This window comes from Pseudomonas sp. MWU12-2029 (assembly GCF_023242425.1).
Lineage (GTDB): Bacteria > Pseudomonadota > Gammaproteobacteria > Pseudomonadales > Pseudomonadaceae > Aquipseudomonas > Aquipseudomonas kribbensis.
In genome coordinates this window covers 236,078-254,588 of record NZ_JALJDY010000006.1, presented here as the reverse complement: position 1 = coordinate 254,588, position 18,511 = coordinate 236,078, and the positions used below count along the sequence as shown (strand labels likewise).

15 protein-coding genes are annotated in these 18,511 nt (G+C 63.7%); 2 read left to right on the top strand and 13 right to left on the bottom strand.

The annotated features are described in order from the left end of the window. Nucleotides 1–67 precede the first annotated feature (67 nt). Nucleotides 68–979 carry a LysR family transcriptional regulator gene (locus tag M5B44_RS17195; protein WP_248739953.1) on the top strand — a complete coding sequence of 304 codons (912 nt, stop codon included), beginning with the start codon at nucleotides 68–70 and terminating at the stop codon, nucleotides 977–979. Here the strand turns inward: M5B44_RS17195 and trhA are convergent. Then, on the bottom strand, nucleotides 976–1,593 hold the full coding sequence (trhA, locus tag M5B44_RS17190) for a PAQR family membrane homeostasis protein TrhA (protein WP_011336351.1): 618 nt from the start codon (nucleotides 1,591–1,593) through the stop codon (nucleotides 976–978). The genes M5B44_RS17195 and trhA overlap by 4 nt on opposite strands. Nucleotides 1,594–1,734: 141 nt before the next feature. On the opposite strand from trhA, the gene M5B44_RS17185 reads away from it, so the two are divergent. Then, the gene (locus M5B44_RS17185) at nucleotides 1,735–2,655 is read left to right on the top strand and encodes a LysR substrate-binding domain-containing protein (protein WP_248739952.1); all 921 of its coding nucleotides are present in this window, start codon (nucleotides 1,735–1,737) and stop codon (nucleotides 2,653–2,655) included. A 37-nt stretch (nucleotides 2,656–2,692) separates the two neighbouring features. Here the strand turns inward: M5B44_RS17185 and madM are convergent, their stop codons facing one another. The 12 genes from madM to M5B44_RS17125 form a co-directional block, all read right to left on the bottom strand. Further along, nucleotides 2,693–3,457 carry a malonate transporter subunit MadM gene (gene madM / locus M5B44_RS17180; RefSeq protein ID WP_085709095.1) on the bottom strand — a complete coding sequence of 255 codons (765 nt, stop codon included), beginning with the start codon at nucleotides 3,455–3,457 and terminating at the stop codon, nucleotides 2,693–2,695. A gap of 1 nt (nucleotide 3,458) precedes the next feature. After that, complete coding sequence (gene madL / locus M5B44_RS17175) at nucleotides 3,459–3,875, bottom strand: malonate transporter subunit MadL (protein WP_248739951.1); 417 nt, start codon at nucleotides 3,873–3,875, stop codon at nucleotides 3,459–3,461. Nucleotides 3,876–3,939: 64 nt separating this feature from the next. Beyond that, nucleotides 3,940–4,860: a malonate decarboxylase subunit epsilon gene (gene mdcH, locus M5B44_RS17170; protein ID WP_248739950.1), complete on the bottom strand. Its 921-nt coding sequence runs from the start codon at nucleotides 4,858–4,860 to the stop codon at nucleotides 3,940–3,942. After that, on the bottom strand, nucleotides 4,857–5,477 hold the full coding sequence (locus M5B44_RS17165) for a malonate decarboxylase holo-ACP synthase (RefSeq protein WP_248739949.1): 621 nt from the start codon (nucleotides 5,475–5,477) through the stop codon (nucleotides 4,857–4,859). Before M5B44_RS17165 ends, mdcH begins: the two co-directional genes overlap by 4 nt. Then, nucleotides 5,471–6,256 carry a biotin-independent malonate decarboxylase subunit gamma gene (gene mdcE, locus M5B44_RS17160; protein ID WP_248739948.1) on the bottom strand — a complete coding sequence of 262 codons (786 nt, stop codon included), beginning with the start codon at nucleotides 6,254–6,256 and terminating at the stop codon, nucleotides 5,471–5,473. The genes M5B44_RS17165 and mdcE overlap by 7 nt, the downstream gene beginning before the upstream one ends. Next, nucleotides 6,253–7,104 carry a biotin-independent malonate decarboxylase subunit beta gene (locus M5B44_RS17155; protein ID WP_248739947.1) on the bottom strand — a complete coding sequence of 284 codons (852 nt, stop codon included), beginning with the start codon at nucleotides 7,102–7,104 and terminating at the stop codon, nucleotides 6,253–6,255. The genes mdcE and M5B44_RS17155 overlap by 4 nt, the downstream gene beginning before the upstream one ends. Beyond that, nucleotides 7,097–7,396: a malonate decarboxylase subunit delta gene (locus M5B44_RS17150; protein ID WP_003229075.1), complete on the bottom strand. Its 300-nt coding sequence runs from the start codon at nucleotides 7,394–7,396 to the stop codon at nucleotides 7,097–7,099. The genes M5B44_RS17155 and M5B44_RS17150 overlap by 8 nt, the downstream gene beginning before the upstream one ends. Further along, nucleotides 7,396–8,268 carry a triphosphoribosyl-dephospho-CoA synthase gene (locus M5B44_RS17145; RefSeq protein WP_248739946.1) on the bottom strand — a complete coding sequence of 291 codons (873 nt, stop codon included), beginning with the start codon at nucleotides 8,266–8,268 and terminating at the stop codon, nucleotides 7,396–7,398. The genes M5B44_RS17150 and M5B44_RS17145 overlap by 1 nt, the downstream gene beginning before the upstream one ends. Then, on the bottom strand, nucleotides 8,268–9,938 hold the full coding sequence (gene mdcA, locus M5B44_RS17140) for a malonate decarboxylase subunit alpha (protein ID WP_248739945.1): 1,671 nt from the start codon (nucleotides 9,936–9,938) through the stop codon (nucleotides 8,268–8,270). The genes M5B44_RS17145 and mdcA overlap by 1 nt, the downstream gene beginning before the upstream one ends. A 99-nt stretch (nucleotides 9,939–10,037) precedes the next feature. Continuing rightward, nucleotides 10,038–10,505 (bottom strand): chemotaxis protein CheW, encoded by a 468-nt coding sequence (locus M5B44_RS17135; RefSeq protein ID WP_248739944.1) that lies wholly within the window; start codon nucleotides 10,503–10,505, stop codon nucleotides 10,038–10,040. Continuing rightward, nucleotides 10,498–16,413, bottom strand: coding sequence for an Hpt domain-containing protein (locus M5B44_RS17130; protein ID WP_248739943.1), 5,916 nt, complete (start codon nucleotides 16,411–16,413; stop codon nucleotides 10,498–10,500). The genes M5B44_RS17135 and M5B44_RS17130 overlap by 8 nt, the downstream gene beginning before the upstream one ends. 35 nt (nucleotides 16,414–16,448) lie before the next feature. Continuing rightward, entirely contained in the window at nucleotides 16,449–18,509 is a 2,061-nt protein-coding gene (locus M5B44_RS17125) for a methyl-accepting chemotaxis protein (RefSeq protein WP_248739942.1), read from the bottom strand. Between the last annotated feature and the right edge of the window lie 2 nt (nucleotides 18,510–18,511).

The following is an 18,511-nucleotide window of genomic DNA, read 5'->3' as shown; positions in this document are numbered from 1 at the left end:
GTGAGGTGACAGGCGCCGAACAATGAATAAAGATGCCAGACCTATAAACAAAGGTTATGGACTTGCCATGCGCCTTCGTCACATCGAGATTTTCCAGGCCATCCGCCAGACCGGCTCGGTCAGTGCCGCTGCGCAGTTGCTGCACGTCTCGCAACCGGCGGTGACCAAGGTGCTGCAGCACGCCGAGCAGCAGTTGGGCTTTCCGCTGTTTCTGCGGGTGCGCGGCAAATTGCAGGCGACCCCGGAAGCGCTTGAACTGGAGCGCGAAGTCGACAAGGTCACGGAAAGCCTGCAAGGCGTACGGCGCCTGGCCCAGAGCCTGCGCCGCGAACCCGGCCGCAGCCTGCGGATCGGCGCGACCCCGGCGCTGGCGCTGTCGTTGCTGCCGCCGGCGATCCGGCAATGGACAGCGCAGTTCCCGGACATCGCCTGCGAACTGTCCAGCGCCCACAGCCGCGAGCTGATGCAGAACCTGCTGATGCGCGAAGTGGACGTGGCGCTGACGTTGCAGTTGCCGGATCATCCGGGGCTGAAGGCGCAGGCATTGGCAGCGGGTGTGTTGGTAGCGCTGGCGCCGGAAGGTTACTGGCCGGAGGAAGACGCCGGTCAGCCGTTGCCGCTGATGGCTCTGGCCGGGGCGCCGCTGATCGGGCTGTCCAGCGCCGATCCACTGGCTGCGCGCCTCGACAATTATCTGGAAGCGGTCGAGCCACCGCCTCGGGTGCGGATCGCCGTGCAGACGTACTCACTGGCCCGGGCGATGGTTGAATCCGGAGCTGGCGTGGCGGTGATTGATCCGTTCACCGCGCTCGGTGCCTCATCGGCCACCACCACTATCCGCCCGCTCGCCCCACCGCTGCCGATCACGCTGTACGCCGTGACCCGCGCCACCGAGCCACCGCCCCACACCTTGAATGATTTGCTGGAGATCTTCAGTCAGCGCGCCCGGGAACAACTCGACCGACTGATGCGCCCTTAAAGGACGTAAAACAGAATCGCCACAAAGTGCAGCAGGCTCCCGGCGATCACAAACAGATGCCAGATCCCGTGGGCATGCCGCAAGCGATGGTCGAGGGCAAAAAAGATGATCCCCACGGTGTATAGCACGCCGCCCGAGGCCAGCCAGGCAAACCCCGCCGTCCCGAGCGCTGCGATCAGCGGCTTGACCGCCACCAGCACGATCCAGCCCATCACTGCGTAGATCACGATCGACAGGATTCGCGCCTCCGAGCGCGGCTTGATCTCTTGCAGGATGCCGATCAGCGCCAGCCCCCAGACGATCCCGAACAACGTCCAGCCCCACGGCCCGCGCAGGGTCACCAGGCAGAACGGCGTGTAACTGCCGGCGATCAGCAGGTAGATCGAAAAGTGATCGACCTTCTTCATGATCGCTTTCTTGCGCCCGCGCACGCTGTGGTACACGGTCGATGCGCTGTAGAGCACCAGCAACGTAAAGGCGTAAATCGCCACGCTGACGATCTTCCACGGGCTGCCGTCGAGGCTGGCGATCACCAGCATCCAGACGCCCCCGACAAACGCCGCTACCGCCCCGACCAGATGCGTCCAGGCGTTCAGTTTTTCTCCGTGATACATGTGTCGCACACCTCGATTTCATTACCGCAGCGCGCAAGGCTCGGGCCTTGAGCGTAAAAGCGCAATGTTTCCGTTCAACGCGGGCCTGCACCTGTCCTGATATTTGGGCACAATCGAGCGATACCAAGAAGAGTCCGCGCCATGCTGATCGACGAAGAATTGACCCTGAAGAAACTCGAGGTGTTCCTCGCCTTCATGCGCACCGGCAACCTCGCCCGCGCCGCCGCCGAGTTGCAGACCAGCAACGTCAGCGTGCACCGCGCGATCCATTCGCTGGAAAGCGCCTTGCGCTGCCCGCTGTTCAAGCACGAAGGACGCAACCTGACGCCGCTGGAAAGTGCCTACGTACTCGAAGAGCGGGCGCAGAAGCTGATTCAGGATGTGGTCGAAAGCGTGCGCCTGACCCGCGAAGCCGCCGGGTTCTCGGCCGAACGCTTCAAGCTCGGCTCGCTGTATTCGCTGACGGTGAAGACCGTGCCGCAGCTGATCATGGGTTTGAAGATCCGCCGCAGCGAACTCAACATCGACCTGATCCTCGGCTCGAACATCGACCTGCTCTACAAGCTGAAAAACATGGAAGTCGACGCGATCCTGGTGTCGCTGGACGACAGCGTCAACGATCCGGACTGCGAGCAGATTCCGCTGTTTTCCGACGACATCTTCCTCGCCACCCCGGCCGATTCCCGCTTCGCCCAGCGCAACGAAGTGGATCTGGCAGAGGTGCGCGACGAAACCTTCATCACCCTGACGCAAGGCTTCGCCACCCATCAGGACGGTATCCGGGTGTTCAGGCAAGCAGGGTTCGAGCCGAAAGTGGCGATGCAGGTCAACGACATCTTCACCCTGCTGAGCATGGTCAGCTCGGGGGTGGGTTATGCGTTGCTGCCGGGGAGGATTGCAGCGGTGTACGAGAATCGGGTGAAGCTGATTCCGTTGCAGGAGAAGTACCGGTTGCAGCAGCACATCGGGGTGGTGTTTTTGAAGGCCAAGGAACGGGATCCGAATTTGCTGGCGTTGCTGGCGGAGTGTCGGATGTATGCCAATCGCCAAGGCTCACAATGATCGTTCCCACGCTCTGCGTGGGAACGATCTTCAGAAGTCAGCCAACAATCCCGCGAACAATGAAGAACAACAGCGATGGCCCGAGCAAGCACCCAAGCCCGGTATGAAACGTAGCCGTCAACGCCCCATAAGGCACCAACCGCCGATCCGTCGCCGCCAGCCCCGCCGTCACGCCACTCACGGTCCCGGCCAGCCCGCCAAACACCATCGCCGAACGCGGGTTATCCAGGCCCATCCAGCGCGCTGCCACCGGGGTGCCGACCATCACCAGAATCGCCTTGATCAACCCGGTGGCAATCGACAGCGCCATCACATCCGAGGTCGCGCCAATCGCCGCGCCGGTCACCGGGCCGACGATGTAAGTCACCGCGCCTGCGCCGATGGTGGTCATGCTCACGGCATCGCGATAACCGAACGCGTAAGCCATGCACGCGCCGACAATGAACGGCAGGATCGTGCCCAGCAGCAGCGCGATCACGCCAATCAACCCGGCCTTCTTCGCCTCGGTCGCCTGCACTTCAAACGCGGTAGCAACGATGGCGAAATCCCGCAGCATCGCGCCGCCCATCAGGCCGATGCCGGAGAACAGCGACAGATCCGCCAGGCCTTTCTGCCCACCGGTCATGGTGCCGCCAACCCAGGCCAGCACCAGGCCGATGACGATGGCAATCGCCGAGCCGTGAATCCGCCCGAACGTCAGGCGTTTGGAGAGAATCACCGAGACCCACATGATCACGCCGACGAAGGCGAACGCAGTGATCAGACCGTTGTGTTCCAGACCTTTTTCAATGAGATCCCACATGTCAGCGACCTCCTACCGGTGTGCCGACCGGGGAGACTTCCGTCGGCTCGTCGGGCAAGGGTTCACCCTTGTGGGTGCGGCTGATCAGGGCAATGGTGCAACCACAGACCACCACCGAACCGATTGCCGCCAGCACCGCCACCGGGCCGCCGTGCAGGGCGGTGACGACGTTCTGTTGTGCGGCCATCGCCACCACCACCGGAATGTACATGGCGCCCCAGAAGCCGACGCCCATCTCGCAGTCCTTGGTCATGCCGCCGCGTTTTTGCATCCACAGCCGCGCACAGATCAACAGGATCATGGCGATGCCGACCCCGCCGACGTTGGATTTGACCCCCAGCAACACGCCGAGCAGGTCACCCATGATCACCCCTGCCAGCGTACAGATCGCCAGCAGCGCCACACCGTAAATAATCATTGTTGTAGTCCTCAAAGTGCATCGTCGAATGTTGTTTTTGTTGTTCGAAGCCTGAGTCGGTGATTTAGATTCTTCTGCCCTCCTCCTCACGCAACAGCGTCTGCAAGGTGTCGAGCCGGGCACTGTCGAAGGCAGTGACAGTGCCCTGTTCGAACACCCGGCGCGCCAGCCCGGTCAGCACCGCACCGGGCGGCAGTTCGATCTGTAGTCGCACGCCGCGCTCGTAGGCGCTTTGCACGGTGCCGCGCCAGTCCACCACGCGGCACATGTTGAAGGCGAGGTCGTCGCGCAGCGCTTCTACCTTGGTCACAGGCCTTGCGCGACTGCCGCTCAGGTAAGCGATTTTCGGTGTTTTCAGTTCTACCTTTTTGAACGCTTCGGCGAGTGTTTGCGCAGGTTCATCCAGCAGCGGGCAGTGCGACGGCACGCTGACCGTCAGACGTTTTGCCAGCCCGGCGCCACGGCTGCGCGCCAGCTCGGCGACTGCTTGCATCGCCTTGTCGCTGCCGGCAATCACCACCTGGTTATCGGCGTTGATGTTGGCCAGGTACACCGGTGTTTCTGCGCCGTGCACCTGCGCCAGCAGCGTTTCGACTGTGGATAATTGCAGACCAATGATCGCGGTCATGCCGAAGCCCTGTGGATAAGCCTGCTGCATCAACTCACCGCGCAGGCTGACCAGATGCAGCGCATCACTGAAGCGCAACGCTCCGGCGACAACCGCTGCCGGATACGCACCGATGGACAGACCGGCGACGTAATCTGCGGTGAGTTCGTCCTGCAGCAACTGCCGCGAGGCCGCGACGCCGGCGATAAGCAAGCAAAGCTGAACCGCCCGGGTGCTGCGCAACGCTTCGCTCGAATCCAGCCGCAAGACATCTTCCCCCAGGCTATCGCTGGCCTCGATCAGCGTTTCCCGAGGCAAACGCTGGAGCATGCCGGGCTGCTGCGCACCCTGGCCGGGAAACACCAGCAGACTGCTCACGCTGCCTGCTCCTGCGGGTTCCATGGGTCGCTGACCAGACAGGCTTCATGGGCGTTTTTCAGCAGCACCCGCGAAGCGTTTCCGGCCCACTCGCGCAGGGCGACGGCACCGAATGGCGTCTGCAATTGCATGTCGACCCGGCAGATTGCTTGATCGAAAATCGCAACCAGTTTGCGTGCCTGATTACGGGTGATGAGTTGCGGTGTACGCAGGATCAAGTCGAGATCGCTGGCCTCGTGCATGGCTGCAAACCCGCTCGCCAGTTCAAACCCGGCACTGCCACTGACGCCCCAGATCCAACCGCAATCATCGAGCATCGGCCGCAGTTGCCGGAGCGCCTGCATGACTGGCAGATCACGCTCGCTCTCGACCTGACAAAGCGCCTCGGGACTGACCCGACAGGCAATCGAATCGACAGGCATGAACGCCGCCAGCCGCTGCTCGCGCAAACGACCGCGCACGCCCACCGCCACGAACCCGTCTTCACTCAGCGCCCGCCGCACCACCACCGGCTGCCCGGCAGCCAGCGAATCAATCGCCCACTGCGGCGCATCCGCCGGCAACTGCGCCGGCGTCATGCCCCACAGCAGGTCGTGGGCCAGAGGCATGTTCACCACTGCGCCCTCAGCAGTTCACGCACACGGCTGGAGGCTTCACGGTTTTTCGCGCCGAGACGATTGCTCAGATCCGTTGCGCCAATATCACCGATGGCTTGCTTCAGGCATTCGCCGACTCGTGCCAGATCCTCCGCTGTCGGCTGTTCGATCTGCTGCACCGACAGGGTTTCCCAGAGCAATCCGAGGCTGGCATAGCTGTCGATGTCATAGGCCATCGGCGGCACGCTGGAGGCCAGGGCTTCCAGCTCTTCGACGCTGCGCAAGGTCACTCGCGCCGCCGAAGCCTTGCCCATCGCATGCACCATCACCCCCGGATCACGCAGGGCGATCAAGCGATTGGCCTGATTTCCATGAGCGAGAAACGCCCCGGACATGGCCTTGCCCACCAGCAACGCAATCACCGGATGCCCGGCCAGACGCGCGCGAGCGTAGGCGTCCGCCGCACCCGCCAGGGCCTGATGAATGCCGAGGGCTTCTTCGCGGCGACCATAGGCCTGGCTCGGCACATCAACGATGGCGATCAAGGGACGTTTTTGCGTTTTGTCTTGGTCGGCGGTGATCGCATCATCCACAGCCTTGGCCAGGCCCCAGCCTTCGAGCAATCCGACTTCGCCGTTGCGAGCCCGAGGGAAACGGTTGTCCGGATCGGCGACCACGGCGATAAAACGCCCGAGTGCCCCGTCGGCGACCTTCAGCGAGGGCGGCAAACCTTCAACGGCATTCGCGCCAGCGCTCAGGGCGTTGAACCAGTTCAAACCGCGCACGGAATAACCGCTCATGAGCGCTCTCCTTGATACAGATCGCGAACCACCGAAGGCTCGATTTGCTTGTCAGTGTCCAGGCTCGTCAGCCGTTGCAGGAACCACTCGGCCCGCTGACTGCGCGGTTGCAGCGGCAAGCCCTGTTGCAACAACTCGCCGACCTGCTGGCGAATCTGCGCCACGTCATCGGCGACATAACGGTCCACCAGGCCACTGGCGAAACGTTGCTCGCCACCGGTCAGGCTCCAGATGAAGGGCCGGTCGCGGGAGTCGTATTCCTCGATCCCGGCTTCCTGCTCGATCACCTGCGGGCCGTTCAGGCCGAGGCGTGCTTCCTGGGTCACCAGCAAGTAGCTGCACAGGGCGGCGGCAATCGACATCCCGCCAAAGCAACCGACGCTGCCGGCCACCACACCAACCACCGGTTGGTACTGCTGCAAGTCGACAATTGCCGCGTGGATGTCAGCAATCGCAGCCAGCCCGAGGTTGGCTTCCTGCAAGCGCACACCGCCGGTTTCCAGCAGCAGGATGGCGCGGGTCGGAATGCCTTTGCGGTTGTCTTCGGCGGCCAGTTCCAGCGCGCCGGCGATTTTGGCGCCGCCGACTTCACCGAGACTGCCACCCTGAAACGCACCTTCAATCGCCGCGATCACCACCGGCAAACCGTCAAGGCTGCCCTTGGCGATCACCACGCCGTCATCGGCCTGCGGCACTACGCCCTGCCGTTCGAGCCACGGCGACATGACGCGTTGGAAGGGATCGAGCAGTTCGCGGAAGGTGCCGGCGTCGAGCAAGGCTTTTGCCCGCTGCCGTGCGCCGAGTTCGACGAACGAATGTTTGTGCAGAAGTGCCGAGGTATCAGTCATGGCCGATCTCCTCGAAGCCTTGTTCCAGTCGCAGGCGAACCACGCCCGGCGTCGCACCGAAGTCGTGGATATCGATGGCCATCGCCGGCGGTGTGGTGCCGTCGAACATCCGTGCAAACAGATGCTGCCAGCGCTGCTGCGCGCCGTTGACCGAGGTCTGCACATTGATTGTGAGCTTGCCGGCGAGGCCCGGTTCGATCAGCACTTCCAGATCGCCCGAGCCGACACAACCGACCAGCGCCCGACCGCGTGGCGGCTGCCCGGCGGGGAATTCAAAGGATAAGGTTTCCATCAAAACGCTCCCTGAAGGATGCCGTCGCGCTCGAACCGGTCGAGCAGCAGCGTGGCGGCGAGCAAGTCGGCGGCGCCACCGGGCGAGGCATTCAATGCGATAAGTTGTTGATCCAGTTCGTGCAGGCGGCGGCGACCTGTGAGGCTGGCACTGCCACCGGCATCGAGCACCGCCCGGGCGCCGTGTTGCATGGCGTGCAGGCCCGGTTCGCCGGCGCGGTACAGCACGCAGGTGTCGGCAAGGTCGGTCATGATTGCGAGCAAGGCATCGAGCCGGGCGTTCTGTTCGCCATGGCCGGCGGCGCGGCTGCGCTTGAGCTGCGGCAGACCGCGTTGCACCACGGACGGGAAGCCGAGCTGCGCTTCTTCCCGGGCACCGCGAGCGCCGTAGCGTTGGGCGACTTGCGCGCCATGGCTCAGCGGGCGCGGCGCATCACGGTCATCGAGCAACGCCAGACGTGCAGCGCGCAGAGTAACGGCGCCAGCGCTGGTGGATTTCGTCTCCAGCGCAGCAGCCGTGACCAACAGGCCCAGCGCCCAGATTGCCCCGCGATGGGTATTCACGCCGTGGGTGGTGGCGAGCATGGCTTGTTCGCCTTCACGGCCGATGCGCCCAATGGCTTCGCGCAGCGGCAAGCCGATCTCGCCAAACTCCAGCGCGGCCTCGGCCATTTCCTTGAACGCCGGCCACAACGCCAACGCCGAGGCGTGCATCAATCCCAGGTGCAGGTCGGTGTGCGCACCGTTGCCGCGACGGTCGACCAGCGCCGGTTTCGGCGACAGGTCGGCTTCGTCGATCAGCGCATCCACGGCCAGATCCGCTAACCGGTCGGCCAAGGAAACAGGTTTCGCTTTCAGGTTGAGTGCGTGCATTACCAGCTCCTGAACTTGGCGGGCGGGTTATAGAGGCCGCCGGACCACTCGACCAGATCGGCCACGCTCTTCGCCGCGAGCAATTCGCGGGTGGCATCGGTGCGACGGATGCCGAGGTCTTCGGGCAAGGCGATCAGCCCTTCGCGGCGCATGCGCTCGGTGTCTTTCGGGTTGTGGCGCAGGCCGATGGCGGTGACACCCGCGACGGCGGCGATCATCGCCTGACGCTCTTCCAGCGAACGCGCCTTGTACAGGTAGGCGATGCCTTCTTCAGTAAGAAGGTGGGTGACGTCGTCGCCGTAGATCATGATCGGTGCCAGCGGCATGCCGCTTTTCTTCGCTACTTCCACCGCGTCGAGGGTTTCGACGAAAGTCGGTTTGCCGCCCTCCTGGAAGGTCTCGACCATTTGCACCACGAGCTTCTTGCCGCGTTCGAGCATCGGTTGCTGCGAATCGTCATGGCGCATGTCGAGCCACGCCGGGGTGCCGTGACGCCGGCCGCGCGGATCGTGGCCCATGTTCGGTGCGCCACCGAAACCGGCAAGGCGCCCACGGGTCACGGTAGAGGAATGGCCATCGCCATCGACTTGTAGGGTCGCGCCGATGAACAGGTCCACCGCGTATTGCCCGGCCAGTTGGCAGAACATCCGGTTGGAACGCAGCGAGCCGTCGCGGCCGGTGAAGAACACGTCGGGACGGGCGGCGATGTAGTTTTCCATGCCCAGTTCGGTGCCGAAGCAGTGCACGCTTTCGACCCAGCCGCTTTCGATGGCCGGGATCAGCGTCGGGTGCGGGTTGAGGGTCCAGTTGCGGCAGATCTTGCCCTTGAGGCCGAGGGATTCGCCGTAGGTCGGCAGGATCAATTCGATGGCCGCTGTGTTGAAACCGATGCCGTGGTTCAGCGACTGCACATTGTGTTTTTCGTAGATGCCGCGAATCGCCATCATCGCCATCAACACGTGCACAGGCTTGATGTGGCGCGGATCGCGGGTGAACAGCGGTTCGATGTAGAACGGTTTGTCCGCCACCACCACGAAATCCACCCACGACGCAGGAATGTCCACACGAGGCAGTTCGCTGACGTCGTCCACCAGTTGATTGACCTGGACGATGACGATGCCGTCGCTGAACGCCGCCGGTTCGATCAGCGCCGGGGTGTCTTCGGTGCTCGGGCCGGTGTAGATGTTGCCGGCACGGTCGGCCATGAACCCGGCCGAGAGCACGACGTTGGGAATCAGGTCCACCACCAGCCGGGCGTAGAGTTCGATGTAGGTGTGGATCGCGCCGACTTCCAGCAGGCCGTCTTCAAGCAACTGGCTGATGCGCAGGCTCTGGGTGCCGGCAAAGGAAAAGTCGAGCTTGCGGGCGATGCCGCGTTCGAACAGGTCCAGATGCTCGGAGCGGCCGACGCTGGGCATGATCATGTGCAGGTCGTGGAGCTTTTCAGGATCGGCCTTGGCCAAAGCACGGGAAAGAAAATCCGCCTGCTTCTGGTTGTTGCCCTCCAGCACCACACGGTCGCCGGGCAGGATCAGCGCCTCAAGCGCCGCGACGATCCTGTCGCTGGGCAACACCGCACCGTCGGCCAGCCCGCGCACCTTGTCGAGGCGCCGCTGCTTCTCGTCGCGCCGCCGCGTCCAGCGCGAGTCGGGGGAAATTGTTGTTGTCATGCTCACTCCACGGGGTTCGCTGTCGTGGAGCTACCTTAGGAGTGTCGGGTGGGGGCATCAATCAAGCGCGGCGCGTGATCGTTACGCCTGGAGTAACGATCACGCCAGGCCGGCATCCACCAACAACGTCTCCAGCGCCAACAGATCCGGCACCTTCGCCACCTGTTCCCCGACCTGCACCGCCGCCTGCTCCAGCGCGCACAGCGGCACGTCGACATAACTCAACTGGCTGTCGAGCTTGTACGAACGCGGAATCCCCTGCACCAGCAAGGCAATGAAACGCAGCGTCGGCAATCCGCCGAGGGCGTTGAGGATGACGATCCGTGCCCGTTCGCCGATGACGATCTTGTTGCCGCACGCCGACTCGAAACTCAGCAGCGGAATCTGCCGCTCGCGCCAGGTCACCCGGCCCAGATACCACGGCGGTGTATCGAGATCGAAAGCGCTGGACTGGTAGTCGATCAGCTCGGCGACGGCGACATTGGGCAGGATCAGGTTGCGATCCGCCAGCGGCAGCAACAGCCCGGTGAGTTGACTGGAGCGTTGGTTATGACGCCGCTCATGCATGTTTTTTGCTCCACAGGGCAATGCTTTCGAGCAGCACCGATTCCTGGTACGGCTTGCCGAGGTAGTCGTTGACGCCGATGGCCATGGCTCGGTCGCGGTGTTTCTGGCCGGTGCGCGAGGTGATCATGATGATTGGCAGGTGTTGCAGGCGTTCATCGTGGCGCACCTGGGTCGCCACTTCGAAGCCGTCCATGCGCGGCATTTCGATGTCGAGCAGCATCAGGTCCGGCATGTGTTCTTCCAGCAGCAACATCGCATCGACCCCGTCCTTGGCGGTCAGTACGTTCATGCCGTGGCGTTCGAGCAGACGACTGGTGACCTTGCGCACGGTGACCGAGTCGTCGACCACCAGCACCAGCAACGGTTTTTGCGGCTCGCTCTCGATTTCGTGACCGGCCGGACGCTGCGGCAACCGCGCCTGCATCGCGCGGATCGGCGCCAGCAGATCGAGAATCAGCACCACCCGGCCATCGCCGAGGATCGTCGCCCCGGACACGCCCTGCACCGCCGCGAACTGCGGGCCGAGGCTCTTGACCACGATTTCCCGAGTGCCGGCCATGGCGTCGACCTGCACCGCGATGTGCCGGTCGTTGCATTGCACCAGCAGCACCGGCAGCGGCAGGCTCTGGCCGAGCAATTTCGGCCGTGGCGCGGTTTTCAGCAGTTCGCCCAGATAGCACAGTTCATAACGCTGGCCGCCATACTCGTAGCGCGGCGGATCGTGACGGAAATGCCCGTCCAGTTCATTCGGCAACACGCGAACGATGCCGTCGATGGTGTTCAGCGGAATTGCGTATTGATCCTCACCGCACTGCACCATCAGCGCACGGTTGACCGACACGGTGAACGGCAGGCGAATACGAAAGTGCACACCCTGCCCCGGCACTGAGTCGATGCTCATGGTGCCGCCCAGTTGCCGCACTTCTTCGTGGACCACGTCCATGCCCACGCCGCGCCCGGAAATCTGGGTGATTTTCTCGGCGGTGGAGAATCCCGGTTGCAGGATGAACTGCAACACTTCGCGGTCGCTGATTTCCGCGTTCGGCGCCAGCAGGCCGCGCTTGATCGCCTTGCGTCGCACGGCGTCCAGCGGCACGCCGGCGCCGTCGTCGCGGATGTCGAAAACGATGTCGCCACCCTCGCGGGACAGGTCGAGGGAAATCTGACCCTGAGCCGGTTTGCCGGCAGCGAGTCGCACCTCGGCGGGTTCCAGACCATGGTCGACGGCGTTGCGCAGCATGTGCTCCAGCGGCGCCGCCATGCGTTCGAGAACGTTGCGATCCATCTCGCCTTCAGCGTTGCCGACGGTGAACGCCACGTCCTTGTTCAGCTCTTCAGCGACCTGACGGACGATGCGCTTGAGTCGCGGCAACATGCGCTCGAACGGCACCATACGCGTGCGCATCAGGCCTTCCTGCAATTCGGTGTTGATCCGGCCTTGCTGTTGCAGCAGGTTCTCGGCGTCGTGGGTGCGGCGGTCGAGGGTTTCCTTGAGGTCGAGCAGGTCGGAGGCGGATTCGAACAGCGCCCGGGACAACTGCTGCAACTGCGAATGACGATCCATTTCCAGTGGATCGAATTCTTCGTAGCCCAGGCGTTCGGCGTCCACTTGCTGACGACTGAGGATCCGCCCCTGGGTTTCGGTGTCGAGCCGGCGCAACTGGTCGCGCATACGCTCGATGGTGGTTTCCATTTCGTTCAGCGCGGTCTGCGCATCGCTGACCTGTTGCTCGATACGCCCACGGAAAATCGAGGTTTCGCCGGCAAGGTTAACCAGCTCATCGAGCAGTTCGGCGGAGACCTTGACCATGTCCGCGCCGGCCTCGGCAGCGGGCGCGGCAGGTTCGGTCTTCAAGGGCACCGGCAGTATCGGCGCAGGCGTTTCCACCGCCACCGGGTGGCTGAAATTCTGGATTGCGCCGATCAGTCGATCCGCCGGCGGGCATGGCTGGCCGGCGCGCACCGCATCGAGCATCTGCGCCAACCGGTCATGGCCGCGCTGCAACAGGGCAAACAGTTCGACGCTGCTTTGCAGGGTGCCGGAGGACAGGCTTTCGTAAAGGTATTCGAGCTCATGGGCGAGGTCGCCAATCGGGCCGATTTCCACCATCCGCGCGCCACCCTTGAGGGTGTGCAGATCGCGCAGCAGGGTTTCCACTTCCTGGCGGTTGCCGGGTTCGGCCTGCCAGCGCAACAGCGCGGCGCCGGAGTTTTCGATGATGTCGAAACCTTCTTCGAGGAAGATTTCCAGCAGCTCCGGGTCGTGTCCGGCGGCGTCATGGCTGGCGGCCTCCGGCGGCGTCTCGGAAGCGCCTGACTGGCCCTGACGGAACTGGCGGATCGCGTCGATCAGGTCCGGCGCCGGTTTCAGCGGTTGATGGTCATGCAGTTGATCGAGGTACAACGCCAGTCGTTCATGGCTTTGCAGCAACAGTCGGCCCAGAGCGTCGCTGTGGGTGTAGCGGCGATCCACCAGTCCTTCGTAAAGGTTTTCCAGCTCCTGGGCCAGGTCGCCGATCGCCTCGACCTCGGCCATCCGCGCACCGCCCTTGAGGGTGTGCAAGTCCCGTTGCAGCGACGACAGCGGCGCGCCGTTTTCCGGGTCGTTCAACCAGCGCTGCAAGGCTTGCCCGGCGCTGTCGAGAATGTCCACCGCTTCTTCGAGGAAGATCTCGACGATCTCGTCATCCGCGCCGATTCCGCTGGTGCTTTTTTGCAGTTCGGCAGTGGCGCTGCCCAGTTCGGAAATGCTCAGGGTACGGCTGCCGTCGCTGCGGATCAGGCCCATGGCCGACGGGTCGAGTCCTTCGTCGAGCAGTTCGTGCAGCGCACGGATGCGCTGCGGTTGCGGGGTGATTTCCTGGCCGGCAGCCAGTTCGTCGAGCATGTTGATCAGCGCTTCGTGGGCCTGCTGCGCCTCATGGAAAAACCGCTCGCTGACCGCCAGGCTGCTTTCTTCCACCGCGCCATACAAATCCAGCAAGGCTTCGCACAACACGTCCACCGGCAGCAGATCCGCCAGGTGCGCGGCCTCGCCGAGGGTCGTCAGTTCATCCAGCAGCGCACTGAGTTCCTGGCGTTCGCCGGGATGCTGCTGCCAGCGCTGCAAGAGGTTTTCGGCGTCGAGCAGGATGTCCATGCCCTGGGCGAGGAAGTTGTTGATCAGCTGCGGATCGCGCTTGACCCGCAGAGCACTGCTCGGAGCATTGAGGATGGATTCGAGGCGTTCGCTCAGCAGGGTTTCGGTGCGTTTGATCAGCGACTGCGCACCGACAATCGGTGCCAGTGGGTCGTGTTTGAGCTGGCGCAGACCGACGCGGAACAGGCCTTCGGCTTCCAGCAGCAGTTCAACTTCGTCGAGGTCCAGGGCCAGTTGATGAGCCTTGAATTCCCGGGCCAGTTTGTCCAGCGGCGCTGCCAGTTCGGCGATCGGCAATACGCCGGCCATGGACGCGCTGCCCTTGAGGGTGTGCAGCGCTCGCTGCAGTTCATCGCTGGCCTGCAACGGCACGTGTTCGGCGGCCTGATCGAGGAAGCGGTTGAGGCTGGCGAGGTGGGTTTCGGCTTCGTTGCGGAAAATCTCCAGCAACAGCGGATCGAGCGCCGCGACGTCTTCCACGTCTTCGGCCGGCAGCGGCGTGTCGCCCTTGGCCAAGGCGTGGGCCCGGGCCGCGAGGTGATCGACATCCTGACGCTGACGCTGACCATTGATGGCGAATTCGGCGATCAGGTCCGGCAGCAACAGCAGCGTATCGGCGAGCAGTTGCTGCACCGCCGGGCCCGGTTCGACGCTGTGTTCCAGCACACGATTGAGCAGGTTTTCCACCGCCCAGGCCAGTTCGCCGAGCACCAGCGCACGGACCATTCGCCCGCTGCCTTTCAGGGTGTGGAACGCCCGACGCAGTTCGCTCAGGGCTGCGCGGTCCTGCGGGTCGGCGGTCCAGCGCGGCAGGTAGTCGCGCAGCACATCGAGCACTTCCTCGGTCTCTTCGAGGAACACTTCACGCAACTCGTCGTCCACCGGTTCTTCATCGGCGGGTGGCGGCAGCAGGCTGCCGGGCGTGGTCAACGCGGGCGGGTTGACTGCCGACACCGGGCTGGCCAGCACATCGGCCAGCGACTGGGCGATTTGCGGGTCATCGAGTTCCTGCAGGTCCTGCATCACCAGTGCTTCGCTGGGGCTGAGCACGTCCTCAAGCACGGGCACATGCTGTTCGCTGGGCGGCTCGTCAGGAAAGTAGCCGAGACGGGCCAGGCTCTTCTGCGCGACATCGAGCAATTGCTCGCTCGGCGCCTGCGGGTCATCGGTCAGGCGTTCGAGGTAATACTCGATACTGGTGATGACATCCGCGAGGTTATCCAGCTGCTGCCAGCCCGGCTCGTGGGGATCGAGCAGCAGATGCTCGCGAATAAAGCCGTTGCAGGCTTCCAGCAGGCTCGCCGCACGGGTCAACGGAATCATCGCCAGCGCGCCACGCACCTGGGTCAGCAGCGCCGGCAACGGTTGCAGTTGCTGGCGATCCCAGTCGGCGTCGATGTAGTCGACGATCATGTCCTTGGCCTGTTGCAGGCAGATGCGTGCTTCCTTGATCACGATCTGGTGGATCTGCGTCAGATCGGTGGTCGGCAGGCGCGAGTCTTCCGGGCTTTCCGGTTCCACCGTGCCGACCATCCCGGCCAGGGTCGCTTCGACATAGAGCAAGGCGCCGGCGACATCCATCAGCGTGGCGTCGTTCGGTTCGCGCTGGCCCTGAGCGAGGCTGAGCACCACCGCCAATTGATCGATGATGACCTTGCGCGGCTGGCCGAAACCGAGCACCGCGAGGGTGTCGGCGATCTGCCGCAGCGGCGCCAGCAGGCTGTCCAGATCCGAGGTGTGCTGGCGGTCGCTGCGCACGAACAGGTCGAGGCGCTCCTTGACCCGCACCAGCTCTTCGCACAACGCCGCGAGCACCGAGCGCATCGCATCGCGGTCGGGGCCGGCCAGGCGCGCGCGTTCTTCGTCGACCATCGCGCTGTCGGGCAACGCGTCGTCCAGAGAGTAGCGATCTTTCATGGTCAGCATCTGCCCGGTGGGATGTTCGGCTTTGGCAATATAGAACAGCAGGCTTTTGAACAGCTCGGGCGGCGGTGGCTGGTTGAGGCCGGCCATGCCTTGTTCGAGCAGGCGCTTGAGTTCCTTGTCGGCGTCCTTGAACAGACTGCGCAGGGCCGGGCTGTTGGCGATCCGCCCTTCGCGCATGCCTTCGACCAGCGCCGAGGCGACTTGCCACAACGGACTCAAGGGTGAATCGCCGCTCAAGGCTTCGAGGCGGGTGAAGACTTTGCTCAGGTAACCGAGGTGCGTCTGGTCGTCCTGTTCGCGGAGCAGGCCCACCAACGCCATCTGCAACATCTGCCGCAACTTGCGCAACACATTGGGCAGATCCGCCGGTTCCAGCAGGGCCAGCGCGTCCTGGCTCAGCGGCGGCAACTCCGGCAATTGCGGGCTGAACAGGCTGGTCTCGGACAACAGGCTTTCGCCCCGGGCGCTGCGCAGATCGTTGATCAGCGGCAGCACCACCAGCGGCAAGTCACGGCGAGCACTTTGTACGCGGTCGAGGTAGGTCGGCAGTTGGCCGAAGGCTTGCAACAGCAGGTGCAAGGCTTCGTCGCGGTGGCTGACGCGGTCGTTCTGCAGGGCTTCGACCAGATGCTCCATCTCTTCGGCGAGCAAGGCCGCGCCGTAGAACTCGACCATCTGCAGACTGCCGTGGACCTGATGGATGCACGCCAGGCACTCGTCCAGCCCGGGCACCGACTGCGGATCGTCGAGCACGGCTTCGATGGCCTGATGCGCCTGCCTCAGCGTTTCGGCAATTTCGCCCTTGACCCATTCGAGGGCCACGTAGTCGTGCCGGTCGCCCATAACCACTCCGCTCGACATGATCTCGCCCGCAGGCCTCACGCCTTGCCCGTGGCGGGCGTTACCGCCGCCGGCAAGGTGAACCCGGACACCGAACGCCGCAACTGGCTGGCCATTTTCGTCAGGTTGCCGATGCTTTCGGCGGTGGCCGTGGAGCCGGACGAAGTCTGCGAGGTGATCTGCTGGATCACGTTCATCGTCAGGGAAATCTGCCCGGCCGAAGACGTCTGCTGCTGCGCCGCGTTGGAAATGCTCTGGATCAGCGCCGCGAGGGTCTTGGACACGCCTTCGATTTCTTCCAGGGCCACACCGGCATCCTGCGCCAGCCGCGCACCGCGCACCACTTCGGTGGTGGTCTGTTCCATGGAAATCACGGCTTCGTTGGTGTCGGTCTGGATCGCCCGCACCAGCGTCTCGATCTGCCGGGTCGCGGCGGACGAACGTTCGGCCAGCCGTTGCACTTCGTCGGCCACCACCGCAAAACCGCGCCCGGCGTCACCGGCCATCGACGCCTGAATCGCCGCGTTGAGCGCAAGGATGTTGGTCTGGTCGGCAATGTCGTCGATCAGGCTGACGATGTCGCCGATTTCCTGGGACGACTCGCCCAGGCGCTTGATGCGTTTGGCGGTGTCCTGGATCTGTTCGCGAATGTTGTCCATGCCGTGGATGGTGTTGTGCACCACCTCGTTGCCCTTGTTGGCGATTTCCACCGAACGCTCGGCCACCGCCGAGGATTCGGCAGCGTTGGCCGACACCTGATCGATGGACTGGGCCATGTCGTTGATCGCCGTCGAGGCTTCGGAAATCTGCTGGGCCTGATGCTCCGAGGCCTGGGCCAGGTGCATGGCGGTGGCCTGGGTTTCCTGCACGGCGGCGGCGACCTGGCCGGCGGTGAGGTTGATGGTCGCCACCAGATCGCGCAACTGGTCGACGGAATAGTTGATCGAGTCGGCGATGGTCCCGGTGAAGTCTTCGGTCACCGAGGCGGTCACCGTCAGGTCGCCGTCGGCGAGGTCTTCGATTTCGTCCAGCAGACGCATGATCGCGTTCTGGTTGCGCTCGTTCTTCTCGGCGGTCTCGCGCAACTGACGGTTGGTTTCCCGGACCATGACCATGCCGATCAGGATGATCGACGCCAGCGCCAGCAGGCCCAGCACGTAACCGCCGATGGTGTCGGTACTGCGCCCGCCGGCGAGGTTCTCGAAACCTGTGGCCAGGTGCGAGGCTTCGTCGAGCAGGGTCTGCGACAGGCTGAAGATGTTGGTCGCGGACTCGCGGACCTTGAACAGCTCCGGCGAGGTTTCGAGGATTTCATCCACCGAACCGGAAACGAACTGGAACAGCTCGGCAATTTCGCTCAGACGCGCACGGGCATCACGGTCCTCGACCTGGCTGATCTTCAGCGTCGGGTTGCCTTGCAACATGCCGTTGAGCACCTGACCGAAGCGCGTGGCGTCACGGCCGAAGGCATCGGCCGCCTGTTGCGAGTTTTCATCGCCGGAGAGCACGGTGTTGACCGCACCGAGAATCCGCTCGGCCAACAGCGACTGCCGCTGGGCCATCGCCACCTGCGCCGCCGGGGCGCCGCGTTGCAGGAGGATTTCGACGACCTTTTCGTATTCGATCTGCAACTGCGGCACGGTTTCGGCCAGGGTCGCAGCGACCTGATGCAGGGACAGCACTGTCTGTTCGCTGGACAGGATGGCGTCGGTGTTTTTCAGCAGGCGTTCCCAGTCCAGCTGCACGGCGCGCATTTCCGGGCGCACGGTGGACGGCGCGGGTGGCAGGCCGGTGGCCGGGTCGCCCTTCTTCAGGTAACCCCAACGCTGGGCGAAATCGTTGCGCGCATCGCTGAGCAACTTGAACGCTGCAGCCTTGCCGGCGGCGGCTTCGGTGGCGTTCTTGGCGATCCGTTGCGACAGCACCCGCAGCTCGCCGGCGTGACCGATGTACTGCTTGTCGTAGTTGGCCTGGGTGTTGAGGTAAGCGAAATTGGCGAACAGCAGCATGATGAACACGATCAGCGCGATGAACAGCACGATGATCTGCGAGCGGCTGCGCGAGCCTTCTGCGGGCTTGCTGGTTTTTGCTTTGATCATCG